This window comes from Micromonospora sp. NBC_01699 (assembly GCF_036250065.1).
Lineage (GTDB): Bacteria > Actinomycetota > Actinomycetes > Mycobacteriales > Micromonosporaceae > Micromonospora_G.
In genome coordinates this window covers 5,879,090-5,902,981 of sequence record NZ_CP109199.1, presented here as the reverse complement: position 1 = coordinate 5,902,981, position 23,892 = coordinate 5,879,090, and the positions used below count along the sequence as shown (strand labels likewise).

22 protein-coding genes and 2 pseudogenes are annotated in these 23,892 nt (G+C 72.3%); 16 read left to right on the top strand and 8 right to left on the bottom strand.

Annotation, left to right across the window (positions count from 1 at the left end; all coding sequences use genetic code 11):
- The first annotated feature begins 145 nt into the window (after positions 1-145).
- Together dnaE and OG792_RS23860 are read left to right on the top strand one after the other, a co-directional pair.
- Positions 146-3,676, top strand: a complete 3,531-nt coding sequence (gene dnaE / locus OG792_RS23865; RefSeq protein WP_329102430.1) for a DNA polymerase III subunit alpha — start codon at positions 146-148, stop codon at positions 3,674-3,676.
- Between the two features lie 82 nt (positions 3,677-3,758).
- Positions 3,759-4,523 (top strand): DUF2567 domain-containing protein, encoded by a 765-nt coding sequence (locus OG792_RS23860; protein ID WP_329102428.1) that lies wholly within the window; start codon positions 3,759-3,761, stop codon positions 4,521-4,523.
- Here the strand turns inward: OG792_RS23860 and OG792_RS23855 are convergent.
- Positions 4,438-5,142 (bottom strand): LON peptidase substrate-binding domain-containing protein, encoded by a 705-nt coding sequence (locus OG792_RS23855; protein ID WP_329102426.1) that lies wholly within the window; start codon positions 5,140-5,142, stop codon positions 4,438-4,440. The two genes, OG792_RS23860 and OG792_RS23855, sit on opposite strands and share 86 nt — an antisense overlap.
- Before the next feature lie 109 nt (positions 5,143-5,251).
- Here OG792_RS23855 and hisD point away from each other — a divergent pair, with 109 nt between their 5' ends.
- The 11 genes and pseudogenes from hisD to hisF all read left to right on the top strand — a co-directional run bounded on the left by hisD (position 5,252) and on the right by hisF (position 12,846).
- On the top strand, positions 5,252-6,586 hold the full coding sequence (hisD, locus tag OG792_RS23850; RefSeq protein ID WP_329102424.1) for a histidinol dehydrogenase: 1,335 nt from the start codon (positions 5,252-5,254) through the stop codon (positions 6,584-6,586).
- The gene (locus OG792_RS23845) at positions 6,583-7,665 is read left to right on the top strand and encodes a histidinol-phosphate transaminase (protein WP_329102422.1); all 1,083 of its coding nucleotides are present in this window, start codon (positions 6,583-6,585) and stop codon (positions 7,663-7,665) included. The genes hisD and OG792_RS23845 overlap by 4 nt, the downstream gene beginning before the upstream one ends.
- Positions 7,662-8,273: an imidazoleglycerol-phosphate dehydratase HisB gene (gene hisB / locus OG792_RS23840; RefSeq protein ID WP_329102420.1), complete on the top strand. Its 612-nt coding sequence runs from the start codon at positions 7,662-7,664 to the stop codon at positions 8,271-8,273. The genes OG792_RS23845 and hisB overlap by 4 nt, the downstream gene beginning before the upstream one ends.
- Entirely contained in the window at positions 8,273-8,431 is a 159-nt protein-coding gene (locus OG792_RS23835; protein WP_329102418.1) for a hypothetical protein, read from the top strand. Before hisB ends, OG792_RS23835 begins: the two co-directional genes overlap by 1 nt.
- Entirely contained in the window at positions 8,431-9,051 is a 621-nt protein-coding gene (gene hisH / locus OG792_RS23830) for an imidazole glycerol phosphate synthase subunit HisH (protein ID WP_329102417.1), read from the top strand. The genes OG792_RS23835 and hisH overlap by 1 nt, the downstream gene beginning before the upstream one ends.
- Before the next feature lie 25 nt (positions 9,052-9,076).
- Positions 9,077-9,403 (top strand): hypothetical protein, encoded by a 327-nt coding sequence (locus OG792_RS23825; protein ID WP_329102415.1) that lies wholly within the window; start codon positions 9,077-9,079, stop codon positions 9,401-9,403.
- Positions 9,404-9,427: 24 nt separating this feature from the next.
- The gene (gene priA / locus OG792_RS23820; protein ID WP_329102413.1) at positions 9,428-10,150 is read left to right on the top strand and encodes a bifunctional 1-(5-phosphoribosyl)-5-((5-phosphoribosylamino)methylideneamino)imidazole-4-carboxamide isomerase/phosphoribosylanthranilate isomerase PriA; all 723 of its coding nucleotides are present in this window, start codon (positions 9,428-9,430) and stop codon (positions 10,148-10,150) included.
- 72 nt (positions 10,151-10,222) lie between these two features.
- A pseudogene (locus OG792_RS23815) lies at positions 10,223-10,570 on the top strand (MarR family winged helix-turn-helix transcriptional regulator); the annotation flags it as partial.
- A 5-nt stretch (positions 10,571-10,575) separates the two neighbouring features.
- Entirely contained in the window at positions 10,576-11,001 is a 426-nt protein-coding gene (locus OG792_RS23810) for an organic hydroperoxide resistance protein (RefSeq protein ID WP_329111395.1), read from the top strand.
- Positions 10,998-11,999: an NADP-dependent oxidoreductase gene (locus OG792_RS23805; protein WP_329102410.1), complete on the top strand. Its 1,002-nt coding sequence runs from the start codon at positions 10,998-11,000 to the stop codon at positions 11,997-11,999. The genes OG792_RS23810 and OG792_RS23805 overlap by 4 nt, the downstream gene beginning before the upstream one ends.
- 76 nt (positions 12,000-12,075) lie before the next feature.
- Positions 12,076-12,846: an imidazole glycerol phosphate synthase subunit HisF gene (gene hisF, locus OG792_RS23800; RefSeq protein ID WP_329102408.1), complete on the top strand. Its 771-nt coding sequence runs from the start codon at positions 12,076-12,078 to the stop codon at positions 12,844-12,846.
- Positions 12,847-12,960: 114 nt separating this feature from the next.
- Here the strand turns inward: hisF and OG792_RS23795 are convergent, their stop codons facing one another.
- Together OG792_RS23795 and yczE are read right to left on the bottom strand one after the other, a co-directional pair.
- Positions 12,961-13,419, bottom strand: coding sequence for a hypothetical protein (locus tag OG792_RS23795; protein ID WP_329102406.1), 459 nt, complete (start codon positions 13,417-13,419; stop codon positions 12,961-12,963).
- Between the two features lie 99 nt (positions 13,420-13,518).
- Positions 13,519-14,185: pseudogene (yczE, locus tag OG792_RS23790) on the bottom strand (membrane protein YczE).
- A gap of 60 nt (positions 14,186-14,245) precedes the next feature.
- On the opposite strand from yczE, the gene yczR reads away from it, so the two are divergent.
- Positions 14,246-15,706 carry a MocR-like transcription factor YczR gene (gene yczR / locus OG792_RS23785; RefSeq protein WP_329102402.1) on the top strand — a complete coding sequence of 487 codons (1,461 nt, stop codon included), beginning with the start codon at positions 14,246-14,248 and terminating at the stop codon, positions 15,704-15,706.
- Between the two features lie 152 nt (positions 15,707-15,858).
- Here the strand turns inward: yczR and OG792_RS23780 are convergent, their stop codons facing one another.
- Entirely contained in the window at positions 15,859-17,685 is a 1,827-nt protein-coding gene (locus OG792_RS23780; protein WP_329102401.1) for an AMP-dependent synthetase/ligase, read from the bottom strand.
- Between the two features lie 250 nt (positions 17,686-17,935).
- On the opposite strand from OG792_RS23780, the gene OG792_RS23775 reads away from it, so the two are divergent.
- Positions 17,936-19,165 carry a S8 family peptidase gene (locus tag OG792_RS23775; RefSeq protein ID WP_329102399.1) on the top strand — a complete coding sequence of 410 codons (1,230 nt, stop codon included), beginning with the start codon at positions 17,936-17,938 and terminating at the stop codon, positions 19,163-19,165.
- A gap of 88 nt (positions 19,166-19,253) precedes the next feature.
- Here the strand turns inward: OG792_RS23775 and OG792_RS23770 are convergent, their stop codons facing one another.
- The 3 genes from OG792_RS23770 to OG792_RS23760 form a co-directional block, all read right to left on the bottom strand.
- The gene (locus tag OG792_RS23770; protein ID WP_329102397.1) at positions 19,254-19,769 is read right to left on the bottom strand and encodes a PepSY domain-containing protein; all 516 of its coding nucleotides are present in this window, start codon (positions 19,767-19,769) and stop codon (positions 19,254-19,256) included.
- 262 nt (positions 19,770-20,031) lie between these two features.
- Complete coding sequence (locus OG792_RS23765) at positions 20,032-21,471, bottom strand: HAMP domain-containing sensor histidine kinase (protein ID WP_329102395.1); 1,440 nt, start codon at positions 21,469-21,471, stop codon at positions 20,032-20,034.
- Positions 21,468-22,220, bottom strand: coding sequence for a response regulator transcription factor (locus OG792_RS23760; RefSeq protein ID WP_329102393.1), 753 nt, complete (start codon positions 22,218-22,220; stop codon positions 21,468-21,470). The genes OG792_RS23765 and OG792_RS23760 overlap by 4 nt, the downstream gene beginning before the upstream one ends.
- Before the next feature lie 103 nt (positions 22,221-22,323).
- Between OG792_RS23760 and OG792_RS23755 the strand changes: the two genes are divergently transcribed.
- Positions 22,324-22,863: a septum formation initiator gene (locus OG792_RS23755; RefSeq protein ID WP_329102391.1), complete on the top strand. Its 540-nt coding sequence runs from the start codon at positions 22,324-22,326 to the stop codon at positions 22,861-22,863.
- A gap of 10 nt (positions 22,864-22,873) precedes the next feature.
- Here OG792_RS23755 and OG792_RS23750 read toward each other — a convergent pair whose 3' ends face one another.
- Positions 22,874-23,827: a terpene synthase family protein gene (locus tag OG792_RS23750; RefSeq protein WP_329102389.1), complete on the bottom strand. Its 954-nt coding sequence runs from the start codon at positions 23,825-23,827 to the stop codon at positions 22,874-22,876.
- Between the last annotated feature and the right edge of the window lie 65 nt (positions 23,828-23,892).

Genomic DNA, 23,892 nt, shown 5'->3' with positions numbered 1-23,892 from the left:
TGTCTCTTCTCAAGGCGCCGTGTCACCCGTGTCGGCCGCCGCACGGGGCGACTAGGCTTCTCGGTCTGGCGACCCCCGGACGGCCCGAACCGGTGCCTCCGGGCGGGCGCCCGCTGGTGATGACGCTGAGGTGAAGGGGGTCCCGGTGTCTGACTCGTTCGTGCACCTGCACACGCACACCGAGTATTCGATGCTCGACGGGGCGGCCCGGCTCAAGGAACTCTTCGCCGAGACCAACCGGCTCGGCATGCCCGCGCTGGCCATGACCGACCACGGCAACCTGTACGGGGCGTACGACTTCCACAAGCAGGCGACCGCGGCCGGGGTGAAGCCGATCGTGGGGCTGGAGGCGTACCTGACGCCGGGCACCGACCGGCGGGACCGGACCAGGGTGCGCTGGGCCGACGGTGGCGAGAACGATGTCTCCGGCAGCGGCGCCTACACCCACATGACCCTGCTGGCCCAGCACGCGGACGGGCTGCGCAACCTGTTCGCGCTCGCCTCCCGGTCGAGCCTGGAGGGCTTCTTCTACAAGCCGCGCGCCGACCGGGAGCTGCTCAACCAGTACGGCAAGGGCATCATCGCGACCACCGGCTGCCCGTCCGGCGAGATCCAGACCTGGCTGCGGATCGGCAACTTCGAGAAGGCGTGCGAGTCGGCGGCGGAGTTCCGCGACATCTTCGGCGCGGACAACTTCTACCTGGAGTTGATGGACCACGGGTTGGACATCGAGACCCGGATCCGCAAGGACCTGATCCGGCTGGGCAAGACGCTCAACCTGAAGCCGATCGCCACCAACGATCTGCACTACACCCATGCCGCCGACGCCGACGCGCACGAGGTGCTGCTCTGCGTGCAGTCCGGGTCGACGATGGCCGACCCGAAGCGGTTCCGGTTCGACGCCCGCGACTTCTACCTGAAGTCGCCGGCCGAGATGCGCGCGATGTGGGACGCCGAGGTGCCGGGCGCCTGCGACAACACCCTGGAGATCGCCGAGAAGATCGGCGACTACAAGGAGGTGTTCGCGTCCCGGAACCTGATGCCGCAGTTCCCGGTGCCCGACGGCGAGACCGAGGAGACCTTCCTGCGCAAGGAGGTCCTGAGCGGGCTGAACCGGCGGTTCCCGAACGGGGTGCCCGAGGACCGGCAGCGGCAGGCCGAGTACGAGCTCGGCGTGATCCTCAAGATGGGTTTCCCGGGCTACTTCCTGGTCACCGCCGACCTCATCGCGCACGCCAAGCGGGAGAAGATCCGGGTCGGTCCGGGCCGTGGTTCGGCCGCCGGCGCGCTGATCGCGTACGCGCTCGGGATCACCGAGTTGGACCCGATGCAGCACGGTCTGCTCTTCGAGCGGTTCCTCAACCCGGACCGCGTCTCGATGCCCGACATCGACATGGACTTCGACGAGCGTCGGCGCGGCGAGATGATCCGCTACGCCACCGAGAAGTACGGCGAGGCCCGGGTCGCACAGATCATCACGTACGGCACGATCAAGGCGAAGGCGGCGATCAAGGACGCGGCCCGGGTGCTCGGTTACCCGTTCGCGGTCGGTGACCGGATCACCAAGGCGATGCCACCGGCGGTGATGGGCAAGGACATCCCGCTCGGCGGCATCTTCGACAAGAACCACCAGCGTTACCAGGAGGCGGCCGAGTTCCGGGCGCTCTACGACTCCGACGCCGAAGTGGCGAAGATCGTCGACACCGCCAAGGGGCTGGAGGGCCTGAAGCGGCAGTGGGGCGTGCACGCCGCCGGGGTCATCCTGTCCCGCGACCCGCTGCTTGAGGTGCTGCCGATCCACAAACGTGAGCAGGACGGCTCGATCATCACCCAGTGGGACATGGGTGCGTGCGAGACCATCGGCCTGCTCAAGATGGACTTCCTCGGCCTGCGGAACCTGACCATCATGGACGACTGCCTGGAGTCGATCAAGGACAACCGGGACATCGACCTGGTCCTGGAGGACCTGCCGCTGGACGACAAGGCGACGTACGCCCTGCTCGGCCGGGGTGACACCCTGGGCGTGTTCCAGTTCGACGGCGGCCCGATGCGGGCCCTGCTGCGGTCGATGGCGCCGGACAACTTCGAGGACATCTCCGCCGTCGGCGCGCTCTACCGCCCCGGCCCGATGGGCGCCAACGCCCACAACGAGTACGCCGACCGCAAGAACAAGCGCAAGCCGGTGGTGCCGATCCACCCCGAACTGGCCGAGTCCCTGGCCGACATCCTGGGCGACACCTACGGGCTGATCGTCTACCAGGAGCAGGTCATGGCGATCGCGCAGAAGGTGGCCGGGTACAGCCTCGGCGCCGCGGACCTGCTCCGCCGGGCGATGGGTAAGAAGAAGAAGGAGATCCTCGACAAGGAGTTCAAGCCGTTCGCCGCCGGGATGAAGGCCAACGGTTACTCCGACGAGGCGATCAAGACCCTCTGGGACATCCTGGTCCCGTTCTCCGACTACGCGTTCAACAAGGCGCACAGCGCCGCGTACGGGGTGGTGTCGTACTGGACGGCGTACCTGAAGGCGAACTATCCGGCCGAGTACATGGGTGCGCTGCTCACCTCCGTCGGTGACGACAAGGACAAGTCCGCGGTCTACCTGGCCGAGTGCCGCCGGATGGGGATCAAGGTCCTGCCGCCGGACGTGAACGAGTCCAACGCCCGGTTCGCCGCGGTCGGCGAGGACATCCGGTTCGGTCTCGCCGCCGTGCGCAACGTCGGCACCAACGTGGTCGAGTCGATCCGCCGGTCGCGCAGGGAGAAGGGCCGGTTCGCCGACTTCTACGACTACCTGCGCAAGGTCGACGCGGTCGCCTGCAACAAGAAGACCATCGAGTCGCTGATCAAGGCGGGGGCGTTCGACTCGCTCGGACACACCCGCAGGGGTCTGCTCGCGGTGCACACCGACGCGATCGACTCGTTCCTCGACCTCAAACGCAACGAGGCCGTCGGCCAGTACGACCTGTTCGGCGACGCCTTCGGGGCCGGGGACAGCGGCCCCGGCATGATCGTCACACCGCAGATCCCGACCACCGAGTGGGACAAGACCGACCTGCTCACCTTCGAGCGGGAGATGCTCGGCCTGTACGTCTCCGACCACCCGCTGTTCGGGGTGGAGCACGTCCTCGCCGCCGCCGCCGACATGACGATCGCCGCCCTGGCCGAGGAGGGAAACGTCTCCGACGGTCAGATCCTCAACCTCGCCGGCATCCTCTCCGGGGTGCAGCGCCGGATCACCAAGCAGGGCCGGGCCTGGGCCTCGGCCACCCTGGAGGACCTCGGCGGCGCGGTCGAGGTGCTGTTCTTCCCGAACACCTACGAGGTGGTCGGGCAGTACATCGCCGAGGACGCGATTGTGGTGGTCAAGGGTCGGGTGGACCGGCGCGACGACCAGCCCCGGCTGATGGCGATGGACATGTCGATGCCGGAGATCACCGCGGTCGACGAGATCAAGCCGGTGGTGTTGGCGCTGCCCCCGTCGCGGTGCACACCGCCCCTGGTCGAGCGGCTGCGCGAGGTGCTGACCAGCCATCCCGGTTCGGCCGAGGTGCACGTCCGGCTGGTCAACGGCTCGCGGGGCACCCTGCTGCGGCTGGGCAGGATGCGGGTGGCGCCGAGCACCGCGCTGATGGCCGACCTCAAGGCGCTGCTCGGCCCGAGCGCGGTCGCCGGCTGACCGGGCCGCCGTTGGGCGCGCGGATCGGGCAGTCCACGGATCCGCCGCCCGGTGTGGGCGGTCGGCCTGAGAGGATCGCAGGGTGAGCCCGGCAACCCCCGACGACCAGCATCCCCCGGACGACGCCGCCGACGGTGGACCCGAACCGCCGGGTCCGCCGGGCGACGGCTACCCCATGGCGTACGTCCACCCGGCGCCGGCCCGGCCGCGCGCGCCACTGCGGGCGCTGACCGTGGCGGTGGCGGCGGTCCTGGCGCTGACCGTGCTCGGGGCCCCGCTCGGGCTGGCCTGGCGGGCGGTGGCGCCCTCGGTGCCGGTGATCCAGGACCGGGGCGGCGCGGTGCTGGCCCAGCCGCAGCCGGAGCAGTTCGTCGCCGCGGACGGTTGGTTCAGCCTGTTCGGCCTCGTCTTCGGGCTGCTCGCGGCGATTGCGGTGTGGTTGTTCCTGCGCCGCTACCGGGGCCCGGTGGGCATGGTGGTGGCCGCCCTCGGTGCGATCGGCGCGGCCGTGGTCGCCTGGCAGGTGGGTCGGCAGATCGGACTCGGCGAGTACCAGCGGATGCTGGAGACCACGGCCGCCGGTACGGGCTTCGCCAAGCCCCCGGACCTGCGGGCCGGTCGGTTCGAGTGGCTCTTCGGCTTCATCCCGGTGCTCCGGGGCGATCTGCTGGTGCCGGCGTTCGGTGCCGTGGTGATGTACACCCTGCTGGCTGGTTGGTCCCGGTATGCCGGGCTCGGTGCCGAACCCGAACCGGTCGCCGTCAGTTGGGACTCGGCGGTACCGCCAACTCCGCCAGCGGCACCGGCACCGCCCGTACCTGACGCAGCAGAGCCGCCTCGCGACTGAGCAGCCGCAGCTCCGAGCGGAGCCGTTCGGCGGTGTCCGGGGTGGCGAGCAGCCGCTGCCGGTCGGCCACGGCGAGCGCGGCGGTCGCCGCCACCAGGTGCGAGAGCACCGTCGGGTCGTCCGGCAACTGCTCGGTGATCTGCTCCGGGTCGGCCCGGATCAGCCCGAGGTACCGCCGGAACACCGCGAGCACCCGGGGCGCCAGCAGATCGGCCGCCTCCTGCTGCCCGTCCGGCTCGGGCAGCCACTCCACCTCGGCCGTCAGGTACGGCGCGGCACCCTCGTCGACCTCGTTGATCCGGAACCGGCGCCGCCCCACCGTCACCAGGTCGAACCGCCCGTCGGCCAGCTCGGTGACCTGCCGCACCTCCGCCGTACAGCCGATCTCGTGCAGGGTGACGGCGTCGGCGGGCGCGGCCGGCCCGACCTGGCCGGCGGCCGGCCGGGTCTCCCAGCCGCTGCGGATGGCGACCACACCGAACTCGCGCGGGGTGCCGTCGGGCAGCCCGATCAGGTGCCGGACCAGCTCCCGGTAGCGTTCCTCGAAGATGTGCAGCGGCAGCACCAGGCCCGGGAAGAGCACCGTCCCGAGCGGGAAGAGCGGCAGCCGTGCGTGCACCGGTCGAGCCTAGCCGTTTTTGCCCCGCACGGGTGCGGTGGCCGGGCTCACCGTCCCGCCGGCTGGGCGTGCGCGGAGCGCCGGTCCGCTGCCGCCTAGACTCGTGGGCGTGCTGAATCGGATCGACCTGCGCGGAAGCGCGCGTGACCCCCGGGGTCTGCTGCCCCGTGCCCAACTGGACGTCTCGGTCGCGGCGGAGCAGATCCGCCCCATCGTCGAGGCGGTGCACGCGGACGGGTTCGCCGCGATCCGCGAGGCCACCCATCGGTTCGACGGCATCCAGCTCGACCAGCTCCGGGTGCCGGCCGAGGCGATCGCCGCCGCCGAGCGGGCGCTCGACCCGGCGGTCCGGGCCGCGCTGACCGAGAGCATCAACCGGGCCCGCCGGGTGCACGACGAGCAACGGCGTACGGACACGCACACCGAGGTGGTGCCGGGCGGCACCGTCACCGAGCGCTGGGTGCCGGTCGACCGGGTCGGCCTCTACGTCCCCGGTGGCCTGGCCATGTACCCGTCGACCGTGGTCATGAACGTGGTGCCGGCACAGGCGGCCGGGGTCCGCTCGCTGGTGGTGGCGAGCCCGCCGCAGAAGGACAACGGCGGGCTGCCCGACGACCGGGTGCTGGCCGCCTGCGCCCTGCTCGGCGTCGAGGAGGTCTACGCGGTCGGCGGCGCGCAGGCGGTCGCGATGCTGGCGTACGGCGCCGACACCGACGCGACCGGCGACACCCGCTGCGCGCCGGTCGACATGATCACCGGTCCGGGCAACATCTGGGTCACCGCCGCCAAGCGGCTGCTGCGCGGCGTGGTCGGCATCGACGCCGAGGCCGGGCCGACCGAGATCGCCGTACTGGCCGACGAGACCGCCGACCCGGGCCACGTCGCGGCCGACCTGATCAGCCAGGCCGAACACGACCCGCTGGCCGCGAGCGTGCTGGTCACCCCGTCGGTCGAGCTGGCCGACGCGGTCGAACGGGAGCTGACCCGTCAGCTCGCCGCGACCAAGCACGTCGAGCGGATCAGCGCGGCGCTCGGCGGCGAGCAGAGCGGCGTGGTGCTGGTCGACGACCTGGCGGCGGGGCTGCGGGTGGTCGACGCGTACGCGGCCGAGCACCTGGAGATCCAGACCGTCGACGCCCGGCAGTGGGCGATGCGGGTACGCAACGCCGGGGCGATCTTCGTCGGGCCGTACGCGCCGGTGTCGCTTGGTGACTACTGCGCCGGCTCCAACCACGTGCTGCCCACCGGCGGCTGCGCCCGGCACTCCTCCGGCCTGTCGGTCCAGTCCTTCCTGCGCGGCATCCACATCATCGAGTACGACGAGGCGGCCCTGCGCGACGTCGCCCCGTACGTGGTGACCCTGGCCGAGGTGGAGGACCTGCCGGCACACGGGCAGGCGGTCTCGGCCCGGTTCCCGAACGAGCGGCTCGGGCGGCCGTCGTGACCTCCCTGGACGACCTGCCGCTGCGGCCGGACCTGCGCGGCCGCTCCCCGTACGGGGCACCGCAGCTCGACGTGGCGGTACGGCTGAACACCAACGAGAACTCGTACCCGGTGCCGGAAGCCGTGGTCGACGCGATCGGCAAGGCGCTCACCGCCGAGCTGGCCGACCTCAACCGCTACCCGGACCGGGACGCGCTGGCGCTCCGCGCCGACCTGGCCGACTACCTGGGCCACGGGCTGCACACCGCCAACCTGTGGGCGGCGAACGGGTCCAACGAGATCCAGCAGCAGTTGCTCCAGGCGTTCGGCGGACCGGGCCGGACCGCGCTGGGCTTCACCCCGGCCTACTCGATGCACCCGCTGCTGGCACTCGGCACCGGCACCACCTGGCTGGACGGCCGGCGCGACGGGGAGTTCGGGCTGACCGCCGCCGACGCGGTCGCCCAGGTCGAGGCGCACCGGCCGGATCTGGTGCTGCTCTGCTCGCCGAACAACCCGACCGGCACCGCGCTCGACCCGGCCGTGGTCACCGCCGTGCTCGCCGTCGCGCCCGGCATGGTGGTGGTCGACGAGGCGTACGCCGAGTTCGCCCGCCCCGGCACGCCGACCGCGCTGGGCCTGCTGCCCGGCCACCCCCGGCTGGTGGTGACCCGGACCATGAGCAAGGCGTTCGGCTTCGCCGGTGGACGGCTCGGCTACCTGGCCGCCGACCCGGCGGTGGTCGACGCGGTGCAACTGGTCCGGCTGCCGTACCACCTCTCGGCGCTCACCCAGGCCGCCGCGCGGGCCGCGCTGGCGCACCGGGACGCGCTGCTGGCCACCGTGGACGCGATCAAGGTGCAGCGCGACCGGATAGTCGAGTCGCTGCGCGGCGCGGGTCTGCGGGTCGCCGAGAGTGACGCCAACTTCGTCCTGTTCGAGGTCGGCGGCGACCAGGGCGTGGTGTGGCGGGCCCTGGTCGAGCGGGGGGTGCTGGTCCGCGACGTCGGCCTGCCGGGCTGGCTGCGGGTCACCGCCGGTACCCCGGCCGAGACGGACGCCTTTCTGACCGAGTTGACGATCGTGCTGGAGTCGCTGTGAGCAGAACCGCCCGGGTCGAGCGGACCACCAACGAGACCAAGGTGCTGGTCGAGATCAACCTCGACGGCACCGGCCAGGCCGACATCAGCACCGGGGTCGGCTTCTACGACCACATGCTCAACCAGATCGCCCGGCACGGCGGCTTCGACCTGACCGTACAGACGGTCGGGGACCTGGAGATCGACGCGCACCACACCGTCGAGGACACCGCGCTCGCCCTGGGCACCGCCTTCGACCAGGCGCTGGGCGACAAGGCCGGGATTCGGCGGTACGGCTCCGCCACCATCCCGATGGACGAGGTGCTGGTCCGGGCCGCGGTCGACCTCTCCGGTCGGCCGTACGTGGTGCACGACGAGCCGGCGCTGGCGCCGTACATCGGGCCGGTCTACCCGACCAGCCTGACCCGGCACATCTGGGAGTCGTTCGGGCAGTCGGCCAGGATGACCCTGCACGTGTCGGTGCTGCGGGCGGCCCGCGACGGCGGCCACCCGGACGCGCACCACGTGGTCGAGGCCCAGTTCAAGGCGGTCTCGCGGGCATTGCGGGAGGCGGTCACGGTCGAGGCGCGCAACGCCGGGGCGATCCCCAGCACCAAGGGCGCGCTGTAGTGGCCCCGGCGCTGTTCGTCCTGGCCGGGGTCCTGGTCGGCGGGGTCTGGTCGCTGCACCGGCAGGGCGCGTCGATCGGCATGATCGGGTTCGTCGGCCTGCTCGCGCTGCTGGCCACCGCCGGTGGCGTGCTCTGGCTGCTGCCCGGTGACTCCTGATGCCGGCCGTGGTGGTGCTCGACTACGGGTCGGGCAACCTTCGGTCCGCGCAGCGGGCACTGGTCCGGGCCGGTGCGGAGGTGACGGTGACCGCCGACCTGGCGGCGGCGGCCGCCGCCGACGGCCTGGTGGTGCCGGGCGTCGGGGCGTACGCGGCCTGCATGGCCGGGATCGAGGCGCTCGGAGCCGGTCCGGTGATCGCCGAGCGGGTCGCCGCCGGCCGCCCGGTGCTCGGCATCTGCGTCGGCATGCAGATCCTCTTCGAGTACGGCGAGGAACACGGCGTGGTCACCAAGGGGCTGGGCCTGCTGCCCGGCGGGGTGACCCGGCTGGCCGCGCAGCGGGTGCCGCACATGGGCTGGAACACCGTCGAACCGGCGCCCGGTTCGGTGCTCTTCGCCGGTCTGCCGGACCAGGCCCGGTTCTACTTCGTGCACTCGTACGCGGCCGCCGATCGGCAGCTACTGGCCGGGGCGGGGGCGCGGGTGAGCACCGCGACGCACGGCGGGCGGTTCGTCGCCGGGGTGGAGCGGGGCGTGTTGTCCGCCGCCCAGTTCCACCCGGAGAAGTCCGCCGACCCCGGGGCGGCCCTGCTGCGCAACTGGCTGGGCACGCTGTGACCGGGCGGGCACCCGGAGTGGGCCGGTGAGCAAGGAGCGGGCCCGGCGTCGGGCGGTACGCGAGGCCGAGGCCGAGCGGGCACGGGCCGTACGCGCCCGCCGGGTGGCCCGTCGACAGCGACGGCGTACGCTGCTGCGGCGTCTGCGGCCGAAGTTGCCCGACCGGCGTACGGGGAGGATGTTCGCCCGGCGCAGCCGGGGCGAGCGGGCCGGGGTGGCGGTGCTGTCGATCGCGGCGCTCGGTGCCATCTGGTTCCTCGTCGACGATCCGGGGTTGCGCCTGGGGCTGATCGTGTTGCTGCTGCTCGTACTGCCGGCGGTCGTGGTGCTCGCGCTCGGGCGCCGGATCTAGACCCCCCTAGCTACAGGAGACACTGTGAGCCTCACCCTGTTCCCGGCCGTCGACGTAGCCGACGGCCGGGCGGTACGCCTGGTCCAGGGCGCCGCGGGCAGCGAGACGACGTACGGCGATCCGTTGGAGGCCGCCCTGGCCTGGCAGCGGGACGGGGCGACCTGGTTGCACCTGGTCGACCTGGACGCCGCCTTCGGCCGTGGTACGAACGCGCACCTGCTGGCCGACGTGGTCCGGCGGGTGGACGTGGCGGTCGAGCTGTCCGGCGGGATCCGCGACGACGAGTCACTGCGGGCCGCGCTCGGCACCGGTGCGGCCCGGGTCAACATCGGCACCGCCGCCCTGGAGGACCCGATCTGGTGCGACCGGGTCCTGGCCGAGTACGGCGACCGGGTGGCGATCGGGCTGGACGTGCGCGGTCGTACGCTGTCCGCCCGTGGCTGGACCCGCGACGGCGGTGACCTGTTCGAGGTGCTGGAGCGGCTGGACAAGGCCGGCGCCAGCCGGTACGTGCTGACCGACATCACCAAGGACGGGACCATGCGCGGCCCCAACCTCGACCTGCTGCGCGAGGTCTGCTCCCGGACCGACGCGCCGGTGATCGCCTCCGGCGGGGTGTCGACGCTGGACGACCTGCGGGCGTTGGCCGCGCTGGAGTCGATCGGGGTGGAGGGTGTGATCGCCGGCAAGGCGCTCTACTCGGGCGCGTTCACCGTCGCCGAGGCGCTCGCCGTACTGGCCGAGTAGGGCCCGGCCGCCATCCCGTGCGGGAGGCGGCTCCGTACTCTGACTGGTTGTGCACAATTGAATTGAGGGCTCGGGCTCACCTACCCGCAGTACCTGGTCCTGCTCGTGCTCTGGGAACGGCCCGACGAACCGTGCACGGTCAAGCGGCTCGGCGCCGAACTCCACCTGGACTCGGGCACCCTCTCCCCGCTGCTCAAACGGATGGAGCGGGGCGGCCTGCTGACCCGGCGCCGAGCGGCCCGGGACGAACGCCTGGTCGAGATCGAGCTGACCGAGACCGGACGCGCCCTGCGCGACCGGGTCGAGCAGGTGCCCCGACGGATCGTCCGGGCCACCGGCCTGGATGAGCGGGACCTGGTCGCGCTGCGCGGCACCCTGAACCAGATCACCCAACTGATCCACCAGCAGAAGGAGCAGTGATCGCCATGCAGGTGCTCTACAGCACGCAGGCCCAGTCCACCGGCGAGGGCCGGGGAGGCAGGGTGCGTACCACCGACGGGACCCTGGAGATCGACCTCGCCGTACCGAAGGAGATGGGCGGCGAGGGCGGCGGCAGCAACCCCGAACAGCTCTTCGCCGCCGGCTACGCGGCCTGCTTCCACTCCGCGCTCAAACTGATCGGCCGCAAGGCCAGGGCCGACGTCACCGGTTCCGTGGTCACCGCCGAGGTGGGCCTCGGACGCGGCGACGCCGGCGCCTTCGGCCTGGCCGTGACGCTCGTGGTGGACCTGCCCGAGATCGACCGGGCCACCGCCGAGCAGCTGGTCGAGCAGGCCCACCAGGTCTGCCCCTACTCCAACGCCGTACGCGGGAACGTCGAGGTCGACCTGCGTCTCGGGCAGACCCGGTGAGCCGCACCGGCCGGGAGATCCACCTGGCCAGCCGACCGCACGGCTGGCCGACGCTGGAGAACTTCAACTTGGTCAAGGTGCCGGTGCCGGACCCCGGACCGGGGCAGGTGCTGGTCCGCAACCAGCTCATGTCGGTCGACCCGTACATGCGGGGGCGGATGAACGACGTCAGGTCGTACGCGCCGCCGTACCAGCTCGGCGCCCCGCTCGACGGCGGCGCGATCGGCGAGGTGATCGCCAGCGAGACCGAGGCGTTCCACCCCGGTGACCTGGTACAGCACAACCAGGGCTGGCGGGAGTACGCCGTTGTCGACGCCGACGGCGCACACCGGGTCGACGGGGACGTCGCACCGGTGTCGGCGTACCTCGGGCCGCTCGGCGGGATCGGGCTGACCGCGTACGCCGGGTTGCTCGACGTCGCCGCGCTCCAGCCGGGCGAGGACGTCTTCGTGTCGGCCGCCGCCGGTGCGGTGGGCAGCCTCGCCGGCCAGATCGCCAAGCTGAAGGGCGCCGGGCGGGTGGTCGGCAGCGCCGGCACCGCCGAGAAGGTGCAGCGGCTGCTCGAACTCGGCTTCGACGCCGCGTTCAACTACCGCGACCAGCCGGTACGCACGTCGCTGGGGCAGGCCGCACCGGACGGCATCGACGTCTACTTCGACAACGTCGGCGGCGACCACCTGGAGGCCGCCCTGTCCGCGCTCCGGCTGCACGGCCGGGTGGCGATCTGCGGCATGATCGGCCAGTACAACGCGACCGAGCCGGTAGCGGCACCGCGCAACCTGGCGCTGACCATCTCCAAGCGGCTCACCCTGCGCGGATTCCTGATCCACGACCACCTCGGCCTGCGTCGGCAGTTCCTCGAAGAGATGTCCGGTTGGCTGAGTTCCGGGCAGATCCGGTACGACGAAACCGTCGTCGAGGGCCTCGACAACGCCCCGGCGGCGTTCCTCGGGCTGCTGCGCGGCGAGAACCTGGGCAAGATGCTGGTCCGGCTCTGACGGTGGCCCGTACCCCCGGGCCGGACCTGACCGCCGCGCGGTCGGTGCGGCCCGGGTGGGCGGTTAAGCTCGACCCATGACCGTGGCGGTGCGCGTGATTCCCTGTCTCGACGTGGACGCCGGGCGGGTGGTCAAGGGGGTCAACTTCCTCGACCTGCGCGACGCGGGCGACCCGGTCGAGCTGGCCGCCGCGTACGACCGGGCCGGTGCGGACGAGTTGACCTTCCTCGACGTCACCGCCTCGGTGGACGACCGGGGCACCATGCTGGAGGTGGTGCGCCGGACCGCCGAGTCGGTCTTCATCCCGCTGACCGTCGGTGGTGGCGTACGCAAGGTCGCCGACGTGGACACCCTGCTGCGGGCCGGCGCGGACAAGGTTGGGGTCAACACCGCCGCGATCGCCCGACCGGAGCTGATCGCCGAGATCGCCGACCGGTTCGGCAGCCAGGTGCTGGTGCTGTCGCTGGACGTACGGCGGGCACCGGCCGGCACCACCCCCAGCGGGTTCGAGGTCACCACGCACGGCGGTCGTCGGGGCACCGGCCTGGACGCGGTCGAGTGGGCGCGGCGCGCCGCCGAGTTGGGCGCCGGAGAGCTCCTGCTCAACTCGATGGACGCCGACGGCACCAAGGCCGGCTTCGACCTGGCCCTGATCGGCGCGGTGCGGCAGGTGGTCGAGGTGCCGGTGGTCGCCAGCGGCGGTGCCGGCGCGGTGGCCGACTTCCCCCCGGCGGTCGAGGCGGGCGCCGACGCGGTGCTCGCGGCCAGCGTCTTCCACTTCGGCGAGCTGACCATCGGCGAGGTCAAGGACGCCCTGCACCACGCCGGCCACCCGATCCGCCGCTAACCGCCGCGTCCCCCGGTCCTCTCCGACGATCTTGCAGTTGTGGCGCCCGAATCGGGGCACTCATCCGGGTTTGTGTACCACCACAAGTGCAAGATCGTCGCGCTGTCCGGTGGGTCAGGTCGGGTCGTTCTCGGGGGAGCGGCGGGGGCGGGGGACGCTGGTGCGGGCCGAGAACTCCAGTACGGCCGCGGCGTGCTCGTCCTCGTGGAGGTCCCAGTCGGCTGAGCCGGGAGCGGCTCGCCGGCTCAGCACCGCGTGCACCGTCTCGACCGCGCTGGCCAGGCCGTTGCGTGGACGTGTGCGCCAGAGTTGTTCGCCGGCCGGGGTGACCCGGAACCAGCCGTCCGCCACGTTGATCAGCTCGGCACCGGCGAGCCGGCGTACGGCCGCCTCGACCTCGTGTCGGCCGGGGATGGCGTGGTTGAGGTGATCGGCGGTGGAGAGGACGTCGGCCAGGCGTACGCCCTCGGGTCGTCGGGTGGTCGCGGACCGTCTGTGTCGACCGGCGCCTCCGGCGATCACGAGCGACACGAAGATCCAGGCGTCCGCCCAACGCCACCCCTCATCCCCCATGGGGAAATGATGACGTGTGATCGCCGTGGAGGGAACCATTGTGGGGACTGTGTTTCCCGCCTCACCCTCGTACACGGCCGGGACCTGCGACGATGACCTTCATCTATACGGGTCCGGCGGTGGCCGTGACCGGCTGACCGGGGGCGGGTCCGGCGGCGGTGGGCGGGATGTGGAACATCGGGATGAACAGGTGGGCGAGCGGCCCGATGGCCAGGGCGTAGGCGACGGTGCCGACGCCGATCGTGCCACCGAGCAGTACGCCGATCGCGAGCACACCCACCTCGATGACCGTACGGACCAGGCGGATGGAGCGGCCCGGACGGCGGGCGACGAAGCCGGTCATCAGCCCGTCCCGGGGGCCGGGGCCGAGCCGGGCGCCCAGGTAGAGGCCGGTGGCCACCCCGTTGAGCAGGATGCCGGCGACCAGGAACCCGATCCGGGCGGCGAGCGGGGACGGGGTCGGCAGCAGGTACCGGCCGGCGTCGACCACCAGGCCGATCACCACCACGTTGCCGATCGTGCCGATGCCGGGGCGCTGCCGCAGCGGGATCCAGAGCAGCAGTACCAGGGCGCCGACCACGATCACCACCGTGCCGAACGAGAGGCCGGTGCGTTCCGCGAGGCCCTGGTGGAAGACGTCCCACGGGTCGAGGCCGAGCGTCGACTCGATCATCAACGCCATGCTGAAGCCGTACAGGGTCAGGCCGGCGAAGAGCTGGACCAGGCGTCGGGTCAGCCGGTCACGAAGGTTGCCAATCTCGGTCACGGATGCCACTCTAAGTACCAATTCGCGGCCAGCGAGAGAGCCAATTGAGGGTGGGTGGCCATGACGGTGCTGGTGCGTGGCACACAATTGGCTCGTCTGCTGGGTCAGTGGCATTCGTTGCCGGGCCGCCGGCGTAGCCCGGACTACCTCGCCCTCGCCAGCTCCGTACGCGGACTGCTCGCCGACGGCCGGCTGCCGCTGGGCGTACGGCTACCCGCCGAGCGGGAACTCGCCGAGGCGCTGCTGGTCAGTCGGACCACGGTCACCGCGGCGTACCGGGAACTGCGCGAGAGCGGCCACCTGAACAGCCGGCGCGGCGCCGGGAGCTGGACCATGCTGCCCGGCGGACACCGGGTGGCCAGCTCCGGTCTCTGGACCCCGCAGGACGACCTCGACATGATCGACCTGGGCTGTGCCGCGCTCGCCGCGCCGGCCGAACTGGTGCCGGCCGCCCGCGCCGCCGCCGAGGACCTGCCCCGCTACCTCGGCGGGGCCGGTTACCACCCGACCGGCATCGTTGAACTGCGCGAGGCGATCGCGTCCGGTTACACCGAACGGGGACTGCCGACCACCGCCGAGCAGATCATGGTGACCAGCGGCACCCAGCACGCACTCGACCTGGTGCTCCGGCTGGCCCTGCCGACCGGCGGCAGCGTACTGGTCGAATCGCCGACCTATCCCAACGCGCTGGCCGCGCTGGCCGCGCGGCGGGCCCGCATCGCCACCCACGGTCTGGCGCCCGGTGGTGCCGGCTGGGACGCGGAACTGCTGCTCAGTGCGCTGCGCCAGAGCCGGCCGCGGCTGGCCTACCTGATCCCGGAGTTCCAGAACCCGACCGGGCACCTGATGTCGGCCGACCTGCGCGAGCGGGTGGTCGCTGCGGCCCACGCCGGCGGCACCGACCTGGTCGTCGACGAGTCCTTCGTGGACCTGCCGCTGACCGGCGCCCCGATGCCACCGCCGGCCGCGGTCTTCGACCGGCACTCCCGAGTGATCTCCATCGGCGGAATGAGCAAGCCCTACTGGGGCGGCCTGCGGATCGGCTGGGTACGCGCCTCGGCACCACAGGTACAGCGGCTGGCCGCGGCCCGGGTCGGGGTCGACATGGCCAGCCCGGTGCTGGACCAGCTGGTCGCCGTACGCCTGCTCGCCGACGCCGCGACGATCGTGGCCGCCCGCCGGCTCCAGCTGACCGAGCAGCGCGACGCCCTGCTCGGCGCGTTGCGTGAGTCGTTGCCGGACTGGCAGATCACCGTGCCGCAGGGCGGGGTGACGCTCTGGGCCGAGTTGGACGGGCCGATCTCCAGCGCCCTGTCCCGGGCCGCCGAGGAGGTCGGCGTACGGCTGGCTCCCGGCCCCCGGTTCGGGCTGGACGGCACCCTCGAACGTTTCCTGCGACTGCCGTTCACCCTGCCGGCCGCCGACCTGGTCGAGGCGGTGCACCGGATCGCGGCGGTCCGCTACGACCTGGACCGCTCCGCGTCCCGTCCACAGTGGAGGGAGCCGGCGGTCATCGCGTGACGGCTGCCCACGGTAGGGAGCCGGCGCTTGTCGCGTGACGGCGGGTCGATCCGGGTACCCGGATCAGGGGCTGCTCGGCGGGCGGGGTGCGCCACCGGTCGGGCAGCCCCTGATCGGCGTCGGCCGGGGGAGCGGCCGAGCGCGGAGGGGGGTCAGATCTCGGCGAGCGTGCCCTCGTACATCCGGTCGATCTCGCCGGCGAAGTTGGCCTCCACACCACGGCGCTTGATCTTCAGGGAGGGGGTCAGTTCGCCGTCCTCGATGGTCAGGTCACGGGACAGGATGGTGACCTTCTTGATCGTCTCCCAGCGGTTGAGCTTGCCGTTCAGTTCCTTGACGTACCCGTCGACCATGGCGCGCACCTCGGCGGAGCCGACGATCTCGGCGTACGGCTTGTCGGCCAGCGGGCCACCGACGGCCCAGCCGGCGATCGCGTCCGGGTCCAGGGTGACCAGCATGACGCAGTAGTTGCGGGCCTGGCCGATCACCACCGCCTGCGAGGTGTACGGACACAGCGCCTTGAACAGGCCCTCGATGTGGCTCGGCGCGATGTACTTGCCGCCGGACGTCTTGACCAGGTCCTTCTTCCGGTCGGTGATCTTCAGGTAGCCCTGGTCGTCGAGCGCGCCGATGTCCCCGGTACGGAAGAAGCCGTCATCGGTGAACGCCTCGGCGGTCTCCGCCGGCAGGTTGTGGTAGCCGCGCATCACCGGGGTCCCGCGGAGCAGCACCTCGCCGTCCGCGTCGATCTTGCATTCCAGGTCGCCGAGCGGCTGCCCCACGGTCCCGATCCGGAGCTGGCCGGGCCGGTTGACGAAGTTGCCGGCGCTGGTCTCGGTCAGCCCGTAGCCCTCCGAGATCGGCAGGTTGGCGGCGGCGAAGAACGCCCCGATCTCCGGGCTCAGCGGGGCGGCACCGGACACCAGCACCCGGATTCGGCCGCCGAGTCGGGCCTGCAACTTGCTGAAGACGAGTTTCTCGGCCACCCGGTACCGGAACGCCAGCCCGCCGGGCACCGGGTGACCGGCCTGCTCCAGTCGTACCTTCTCCTTGCCGGTCCGGACCGCCCAGGTGAAGATCTTCGCCTTGGCGCCGCCGCCGGACTGGGCCGTGGTGACCGCCTTGTTGTAGACCTTCTCGAAGACCCGGGGCGCGCCGCACATCAGCGTCGGCCGGACCACCGACAGCAGTTCGACCAGCTTGTCCACCCGCCCGTCGACGTACGTCGGCAGGCCGACGTGGATCACGCCGCAGATCAGCGTCTTGCCGAACGAGTGCGACAGCGGCAGCCAGAGGTATTGCAGGTCGTCCGGCCGGAGCAGCTCGAACTCGGCCTGGCGTACGCCCTCCCAGACCCAACCGGCGTGCAGCAGCTCGACGCCCTTCGGCTGTCCGGTGGTGCCCGAGGTGTAGATCAGGGTGGCCAGGTCGTCCCCGCCGATCTCCGCCACGATCCGCTCGATCAGCTCGGGGTCCTGGTCGAGCACCTGCGTACCCCGGATCTCCAGGTCGGCGAGGCTGAGCTGGGGTACGGCCGCGGCCGGGTCGGCCTCGCCGTCGATCAGCACGACGTGGGTCAGCGCGGGCAGGTTCGCCCCGGCGATCTTCCCGGCCTGGGTGGCGTTCTCCGCGATCAGCACCCGGGAGCCGGAGTCGGCCACGATGAAGCTCGCGTCCTCCGGCTCGGTGGTCGGGTAGACGGTCGTGGTCGCGCCGCCCGCGCACATGATGCCGAGGTCGGCGACGACCCAGTCGAGGCGGGTGCCGGCCAGGATGGCGACCCGGTCCTCCCGCCCGACGCCGAGTTCACACAGGCCGGCGGCGACCGCCTTGGCCCGCTGGCCGACCTGGGACCAGGTCAGCCAGGCCGGCCCGGAGTCGTCCGGCGCGGGGTAGCCGAACGCCTGCCGGTCGGGCGTGGCGGCGACGCGCTTCAGGAACATGTCCGGGACGGACCGGTACGGGAGGTCGAAAGCCATGAGGGGGTCAGCCTTCCGAATATGAGTGCGTGACGGGCATCACGTTAAATGTTCGTTACTAGACAGTATTGCGTGGGGTCCAGCCTCGGCTACCCCCGGAGCGACCGGGGTGATCAGTGGCCGAACGTCCGGCCCCCCGATGGTCCGGACGGCGCATGGTATGAGGATTTCGATATAGAGCGTCGATGATTTTTCTACATAGACTGACCTCGATCAGTCCAGGATCGGACGATCAGGGAGGAGTCGGAAGATGACACGTGCGGACTTGCGCTACGCGCGCCGGCTGGCGCTCGGAATCTTCATCGCGTCGGCGACCGCTGCGGTAGCCACCAGCAGCCCGGCGATCGCCGCACCGGCAACCGGCGAGGTACGACTCGCGGGCAGCCCCACCGCGGTCGCGGGCAGCTACATCGTGGTCCTCAAGGACGGCGCGGTCGGCGCGAGCGCCGGCACGGCACGGGCTGCGGCGGCGGTGCCGACCAAGGCCGGCGCACTCGCCGACAAGTACGGCGGCAGCGTGGCCCGGGTCTACGGTGCGGCCCTCAACGGCTTCGAGGCCCGGCTGAGCGCCAAGGCCGCCGAGCGCCTCGCCGCCCACCCCGACGTCGCGTACGTCGAGCAGGACCAGGTGGTGTCGATCAACGCCACCCAGACCAACCCGCCGTCCTGGGGGCTGGACCGGATCGACCAGCGCAACCTTCCGCTGAACCAGTCGTACACGTACCCGAACACGGCCAGCAACGTGCGGGCGTACATTATCGACACCGGCATCCGGTTCTCCCACAACGACTTCGGCGGGCGGGCCACCAGCGGCTACGACGCGGTCGACGGCGGTTCGGCCGACGACTGCAACGGGCACGGTACGCACGTCGCCGGCACCGTCGGCGGCAGCGCGTACGGTGTGGCCAAGGCGGTCCGGCTGGTCGGCGTACGGGTGCTCAACTGCTCCGGCAGCGGCACCAACGCGGGCGTCATTGCCGGCGTCAACTGGGTCACCCAGAACGCGGTCAAGCCCGCGGTGGCCAACATGAGCCTCGGCGGCGGCGCCAGCACCGCCCTGGACAACGCGGTCGCCAGCTCGATCAGCTCCGGCGTCACGTACGCCCTGGCGGCCGGCAACTCCAATGCCAACGCCTGCAACTCGTCGCCGGCCCGTACCGCCTCGGCGATCACCGTCGGCGCCACCACCAGCACCGACGCCCGCGCGTCGTACTCGAACATCGGCACCTGCCTGGACATCTTCGCGCCGGGCTCGTCGATCACGTCGGCCTGGTACACCAGCAACACCGCCACCAACAGCATCAGCGGTACGTCGATGGCCGCACCGCACGTGGCCGGCGCCGCCGCCTTGGTGCTCTCGGCCAACCCGTCGTACACGCCGACCCAGGTGCGCAACTACCTCTACGACAACGCGACCCAGAACGTGGTCGGCAGCCCCGGCAGCGGTTCGCCGAACCGGCTGCTCTTCGTCGTCAACTGAGACCGGCGGTACGGCTGAGCTGATCGACAGCTCACCGACGAGTACGGGGAGCCGGGCGGGTGCCGGCTCCCCGTATCCGTGTGCTGGGTCAGTCGTCGGCGGACTTCCGTTCGGTGCGGGTGACCCGGCCGGTGGCAGCGTCGACGTCGACGCGTACCCGGTTGCCGTCCTGCACCAGCCGTACGCTCCACACCCGGCGGCCGTGCTCCTGCTCCACCTCGACCTTGTCGAGCTGGCCGCCGCCAACGTGCCGGCGGGCGATATCGACCGCCAGGTCCCGGCTCACCCGCTCGGTGGCGGGGCCGGTCCGGTCGGCCGTCGCCGAGGGCCGGGTCGCCCCGGTGGAGGTGGCATCCGTCGGGGTGCCCGGATCCGTGGGGGTGCCGGCGTCCGTCGGCGCGAGCGGTCCGGTCGGGTCGGCGGAGGTGCCCGCGACGGTCGGGTCGGGCTCGGGGCCGGTCGGATCCGTGCCCGTGACGGCGGTGGGGCGGCCGGTGTCGTCGCCGGCCGTGCTCCGCTCGGCGGCGCCCGCGCCGAGCGCGGTGCCGACCAGGGCGACGGCGAGTACGCCACCCACGACCAGGATCAGTGTCTTGCGGGTCATCACGAACCTCCTCGGCGGCCTACTGTCGGTTCGGCTGCCTGCGTTGACCACAGGTTCGCCCGCCACCCGATAGCGCCGCGCTGCGCCACCGCTAAACCCCGGTAAAGCCCCGCAGCCCCCCATCGCCCCCCTCCCCCCGCCGCACAACGAGTAGCGCGCCGATCTTGCACTTGTGGCCGTACACAAATCCGGACGAGTCTCCTAACTCGGGCGCCACAAGTGCAAGATCGGCGGGAAGAGCGGTGGTGGGGGGCGGCGACGGTTAGGGGTTGCTTGTTGGGGGGCCGGTGGGGGGTGGGGCGGGTGGTGGGGGGCCTAGTTCGACGCGGATTTTGGCCCCGCCGAACGGATCGTTGGCCAGCCTTAGCTCGCCGCCGCTGTCCCGGGCCGCCCGGCGGGCGATGTCCAGCCCCAGGCCGGTCGAGCCGGCGAAACTCCCGCCCCGCCGCACCTGCGCCGGCACCGTCCCGGCCGCCGTGCCGGTGGCGTTGCTCGCGGCGCTGCCGGTGGCCACCGCCCCGCCGGCCGTGCGGTCGGTCTCCGGTGGCGACGAGGTGCCCGTACGGCCGGGTTCGAGTAGTGGTCGGGGCAGTCCCGGTCCCCGGTCCGCCACGGTCAGTACCGCCCCGCCGCCGGAGCGCCGGACCAGCGTGACCGCGAACCCGGTGCCGTCCGGGGTGTGCGCGAAGATGTTGCCGAGCAGCGCGTCCACCAGCGCGGCGAGTTCGTCGGTCGGGAGGCGCACCGGCAGCGGCCCGGCCGCCAGCTCGGACGTGATCAGGCGGTCGGTCTCGTCGGCCAGCGCCGACCAGAACTCGACCCGCTCCCGGAGCACCGGGGTCGCGTCGCACCAGCCGTCCACGCCGGTCGGTCCGTGCCGCCGGGCCTGCCGGATCAGCCCGGTCACGGCCCGTTCCAGCGCGTCGACCGCCGCGGTGATCCTGGCCGCCTCGGCCCGGTCGGTCAGCGCCTCGGACTCCAGCCGTAGCGCCGTCAGCGGCGTACGCAGCCGGTGCGACAGGTCGGCCACCTGCTCGCGCTCGTCGCGCAGCAACTCCTGGATCCGGCCGGCGAGGTGGTTGAGCGCGCCGGCCACCTCGCGCAGTTCCGGTGGCCCGGTCGGGGTGGCCCGCGCGGAGAGGTCGGCTCGGGCCAGCCGGTGCGACACCGCGGACAGCTCCGCGATCGGCCGGACCAGCGTTCGAGCCAGCCGGTCGGCGACAACGAGCCCGAGCAGTAGCAGGGTGGCGCCGAGCGCGGTGAGCAGCAGCCACGCCCGACCCACGCCCCGGTCCAGTTCCGCCGAGGTCACGAAGGTACGGATCACCGCGGTCTCGCCCGGCCGGCGCTGTACCGCGACCACGATCTCCCGCCCGTCCGGCCGGCTCACCGTCACGCTCGTGCCCCGCGCGGCCAGCGCGACCGCGTCCGTACGCGGCGTGGGGGTGCCGAGCACCGAGCCATCCGCCAGGAAAACGGTAACCGGCCGGTGGGATTCGGCGGCGACCTGCTCGACGCTGAACCGCAGCGCATCCGGATCGGCACTGCCCACCAACGCGGCCATGTTCTGCACGGCGGCCCCGGCGTCGGCGGTCGCCCGGTCCACCGCGACCCGGCGCAGCAGCACCGCCAGCGGCACCAGGAAGGCGAGCAGGACCAGGCACATGGTCGCCGCGACCAGCAACGTCAGCCGCCGCCTCACACCGGCCGTCCCGATCCGGCCGCCGGTCCAGACTCGGTTGCCGGCCCGGACTCGGTTGCCGGTCCCGGCTCCGGTGCGCCGAGCCGGACCCCCACGCCGCGTACGGTGTGCAGGTAGACCGGCTGCTGGGCGGTCTCGCCCAGTTTGCGCCGCAGCCAGGACAGGTGCACGTCGACGGTCTTGTCGGCGCTGCCGTACGGCACCTGCCACACCTCGGTGAGCAGTTCCCGCTTGCTCACCACCTGCCCGGCCCGGCGGGCGAGGTGGTGCAGCAGGTCGAACTCGCGCGGGGTCAGCCCCAGGTCGACGCCGGCCCGGCTGGCCGTCCGCGCCCCCGGATCGATGCGCAGCTCACCCACGGTCAGCACCGGTGGCCGGCTCGGCTGCTCCGGTCCGCGGCGGAGCACCGCACGGACCCGCGCGTCGAGTTGGGCGGCGGTGAACGGCTTCACCACGTAGTCGTCGGCGCCCGCGTCGAGGGCGCGGACGATCTCCGCCTCGTCGTCCCGCGCGGTGGCGATGATCACCGGGATGGTGCTCACCGCCCGGACCATCCGGAGCAGTTCCAGGCCGTCCAGGTCGGGCAGGCCGAGGTCGAGCACGACCAGGTCGGGACGGTTGTCGAGGACGCCCTGCAAACCGGTGAGCGCGGTCTGCGCGGCGGCGACGGCGTGGCCCCGCTCGCGCAGGGCACGCAACAGCGGCAGCCGGATCGTCGGGTCGTCCTCGATCAGCAGGAGGCGGGCCACAGCAGGAACGGTATCCCCGGCCGACCGGTCGCGTGGGTGTCGTTAACCCTCCCTTAGCGTCGCGCCGTGCCCGCCTTAACGTCGCGCCGGGCATAGTCGGGGGATGACCCGCCGTGCCGTACTCGCCGTCGCCGGATGGCTCGCCGCCGCCGTGGCCGCCACGGTCACCGGACTGGGGGCGGTCGAGCTGATCGGCACCGGCATCGCCGGCCCGGCCGGCCCGGTCGTCGACGAACGGGACCTGGCCCGCGACCTGGCCGCCGCCGCCGACGCACCGTCCGGACCGGTCCAACCACCCATCGGTACGCCGCCGGCGGGCACCCCGACCGCCGGCCCCTCGTCGACCGGTGCACCGTCGACCGTCGATCCATCCTCGACCGGTGCACCGTCGACGGCCGGCACCGGCGGCGCCGGTACGCGTACCCCGTTCGCGACCACGGGCGGGACGGTGGTGGCCCGGTGCGACGGCCGTACTGTCTCGCTCGTGCTCTGGACCCCGGCCCAGGGTTACGCGGTGAAACAGGTGGACCCCGGCCCGGACGACCGGGCCGAGGTGACCTTCGAGGGCCGGGCCGGCCGGGTCGAGGTGCGGGTGAGCTGCCCCGCCGGCCGGCCCGACGCCTCGGTGCGGGAGGAAGACTGACCCGGACCGGTCAGGCGTACCGGGTGGCGTGCAGGGACCAGTCGTAGGTGGCCCGGATCCAGTCCCGGCGGCCGGCGACGAATCGGGTGACCGCCGGCTCGGCGCCGTCGAGCACCAGTTCCTCCAACCGCAGGTACGCGTCGAGACCGTGGTTGAACCGCCCGGCCGCGTCGGCGAGCGCGGTCTGCTCGTCCTGCCCGGTCTCCCGGGCGATCACCAGGGTCAGGTTGTGCCCGTCCTGTTCCAGCCGGCGCTCCTTGCCGTACGAGAAGACGTCGTTGCACCAGCAGACCAGGTCGGCGGCCCACCGGTCGAGCGCGGACAGCTGCGGATCGGCGAGCGCCGCCGCCCCCGGCCGGGCGTCGCGGGCGTGGTCGGTCAGCGTGAAACTGGGGTGTACGGCGCCGGTGTGCCGCCGCATCTGGATGTACTCGTCGATCGCCGGCACCCGGTGGTGTTCCCGGTTCGCGGCCTCCCAGAGCAGGGCGAGCAGGTAGTCGCGGAACCGGGCGGTGAAGCGGACCAGCAGGTCGGGTTGTTCGCTGCGGCGCAGCCGCCGACACAGGTCGTGCAGTCCCGCGCCGGTGGGGCCGGCGGTGGCGAGTACCGCCGTCGGCGGCGGCTCACCGAGCAGGTCGAGTACGTCGAGCAGTCGGCTCACCACCGGCGACAGCCGACCCGGATCGGCGCCCAGCCCGTCGTCGTCGCACGCGTCGTCGAAGGCGAACAGCCAGGTCACCAGGTCGGTGAGCAGGTCGAGCCGATCCGGGTCGGCGTCCGGGCAGGCCCGCCCGGCGAGTTCACCGGCGTTCGCCCGGTCGAGTCGCCGGGCGGCGTCGGAGGTGACGATCAGGCCGAGTTCGGCCGCCCACCGGGCGGACCGGGTGGCGGACTCGGCGGCGTGCGGGTTGAGGCGCGCCGGAAACGGCGGCGCGATGAGTGCCGCCGCGGCGAAGGACCGCATGTTGCCCCCTGTCGCACGGCCCACCGCGACTGGCGGCGGTCGGGCGTCGAGGCGCGCACGGCACT

Coding starts and splice junctions, on each gene's coding strand:
- hisH (WP_329102417.1), top strand. CDS start 8,431: ATGCCGGCCGTGGTGGTGCTCGACTACGGGTCGGGCAACCTTCGGTCC.
- OG792_RS23810 (WP_329111395.1), top strand. CDS start 10,576: ATGCAGGTGCTCTACAGCACGCAGGCCCAGTCCACCGGCGAGGGCCGG.
- hisF (WP_329102408.1), top strand. CDS start 12,076: ATGACCGTGGCGGTGCGCGTGATTCCCTGTCTCGACGTGGACGCCGGG.
- OG792_RS23795 (WP_329102406.1), bottom strand. CDS start 13,419: ATGGGGGATGAGGGGTGGCGTTGGGCGGACGCCTGGATCTTCGTGTCG.
- yczR (WP_329102402.1), top strand. CDS start 14,246: ATGACGGTGCTGGTGCGTGGCACACAATTGGCTCGTCTGCTGGGTCAG.
- OG792_RS23780 (WP_329102401.1), bottom strand. CDS start 17,685: ATGGCTTTCGACCTCCCGTACCGGTCCGTCCCGGACATGTTCCTGAAG.
- OG792_RS23775 (WP_329102399.1), top strand. CDS start 17,936: ATGACACGTGCGGACTTGCGCTACGCGCGCCGGCTGGCGCTCGGAATC.
- OG792_RS23770 (WP_329102397.1), bottom strand. CDS start 19,769: ATGACCCGCAAGACACTGATCCTGGTCGTGGGTGGCGTACTCGCCGTC.
- OG792_RS23755 (WP_329102391.1), top strand. CDS start 22,324: ATGACCCGCCGTGCCGTACTCGCCGTCGCCGGATGGCTCGCCGCCGCC.
- OG792_RS23750 (WP_329102389.1), bottom strand. CDS start 23,827: ATGCGGTCCTTCGCCGCGGCGGCACTCATCGCGCCGCCGTTTCCGGCG.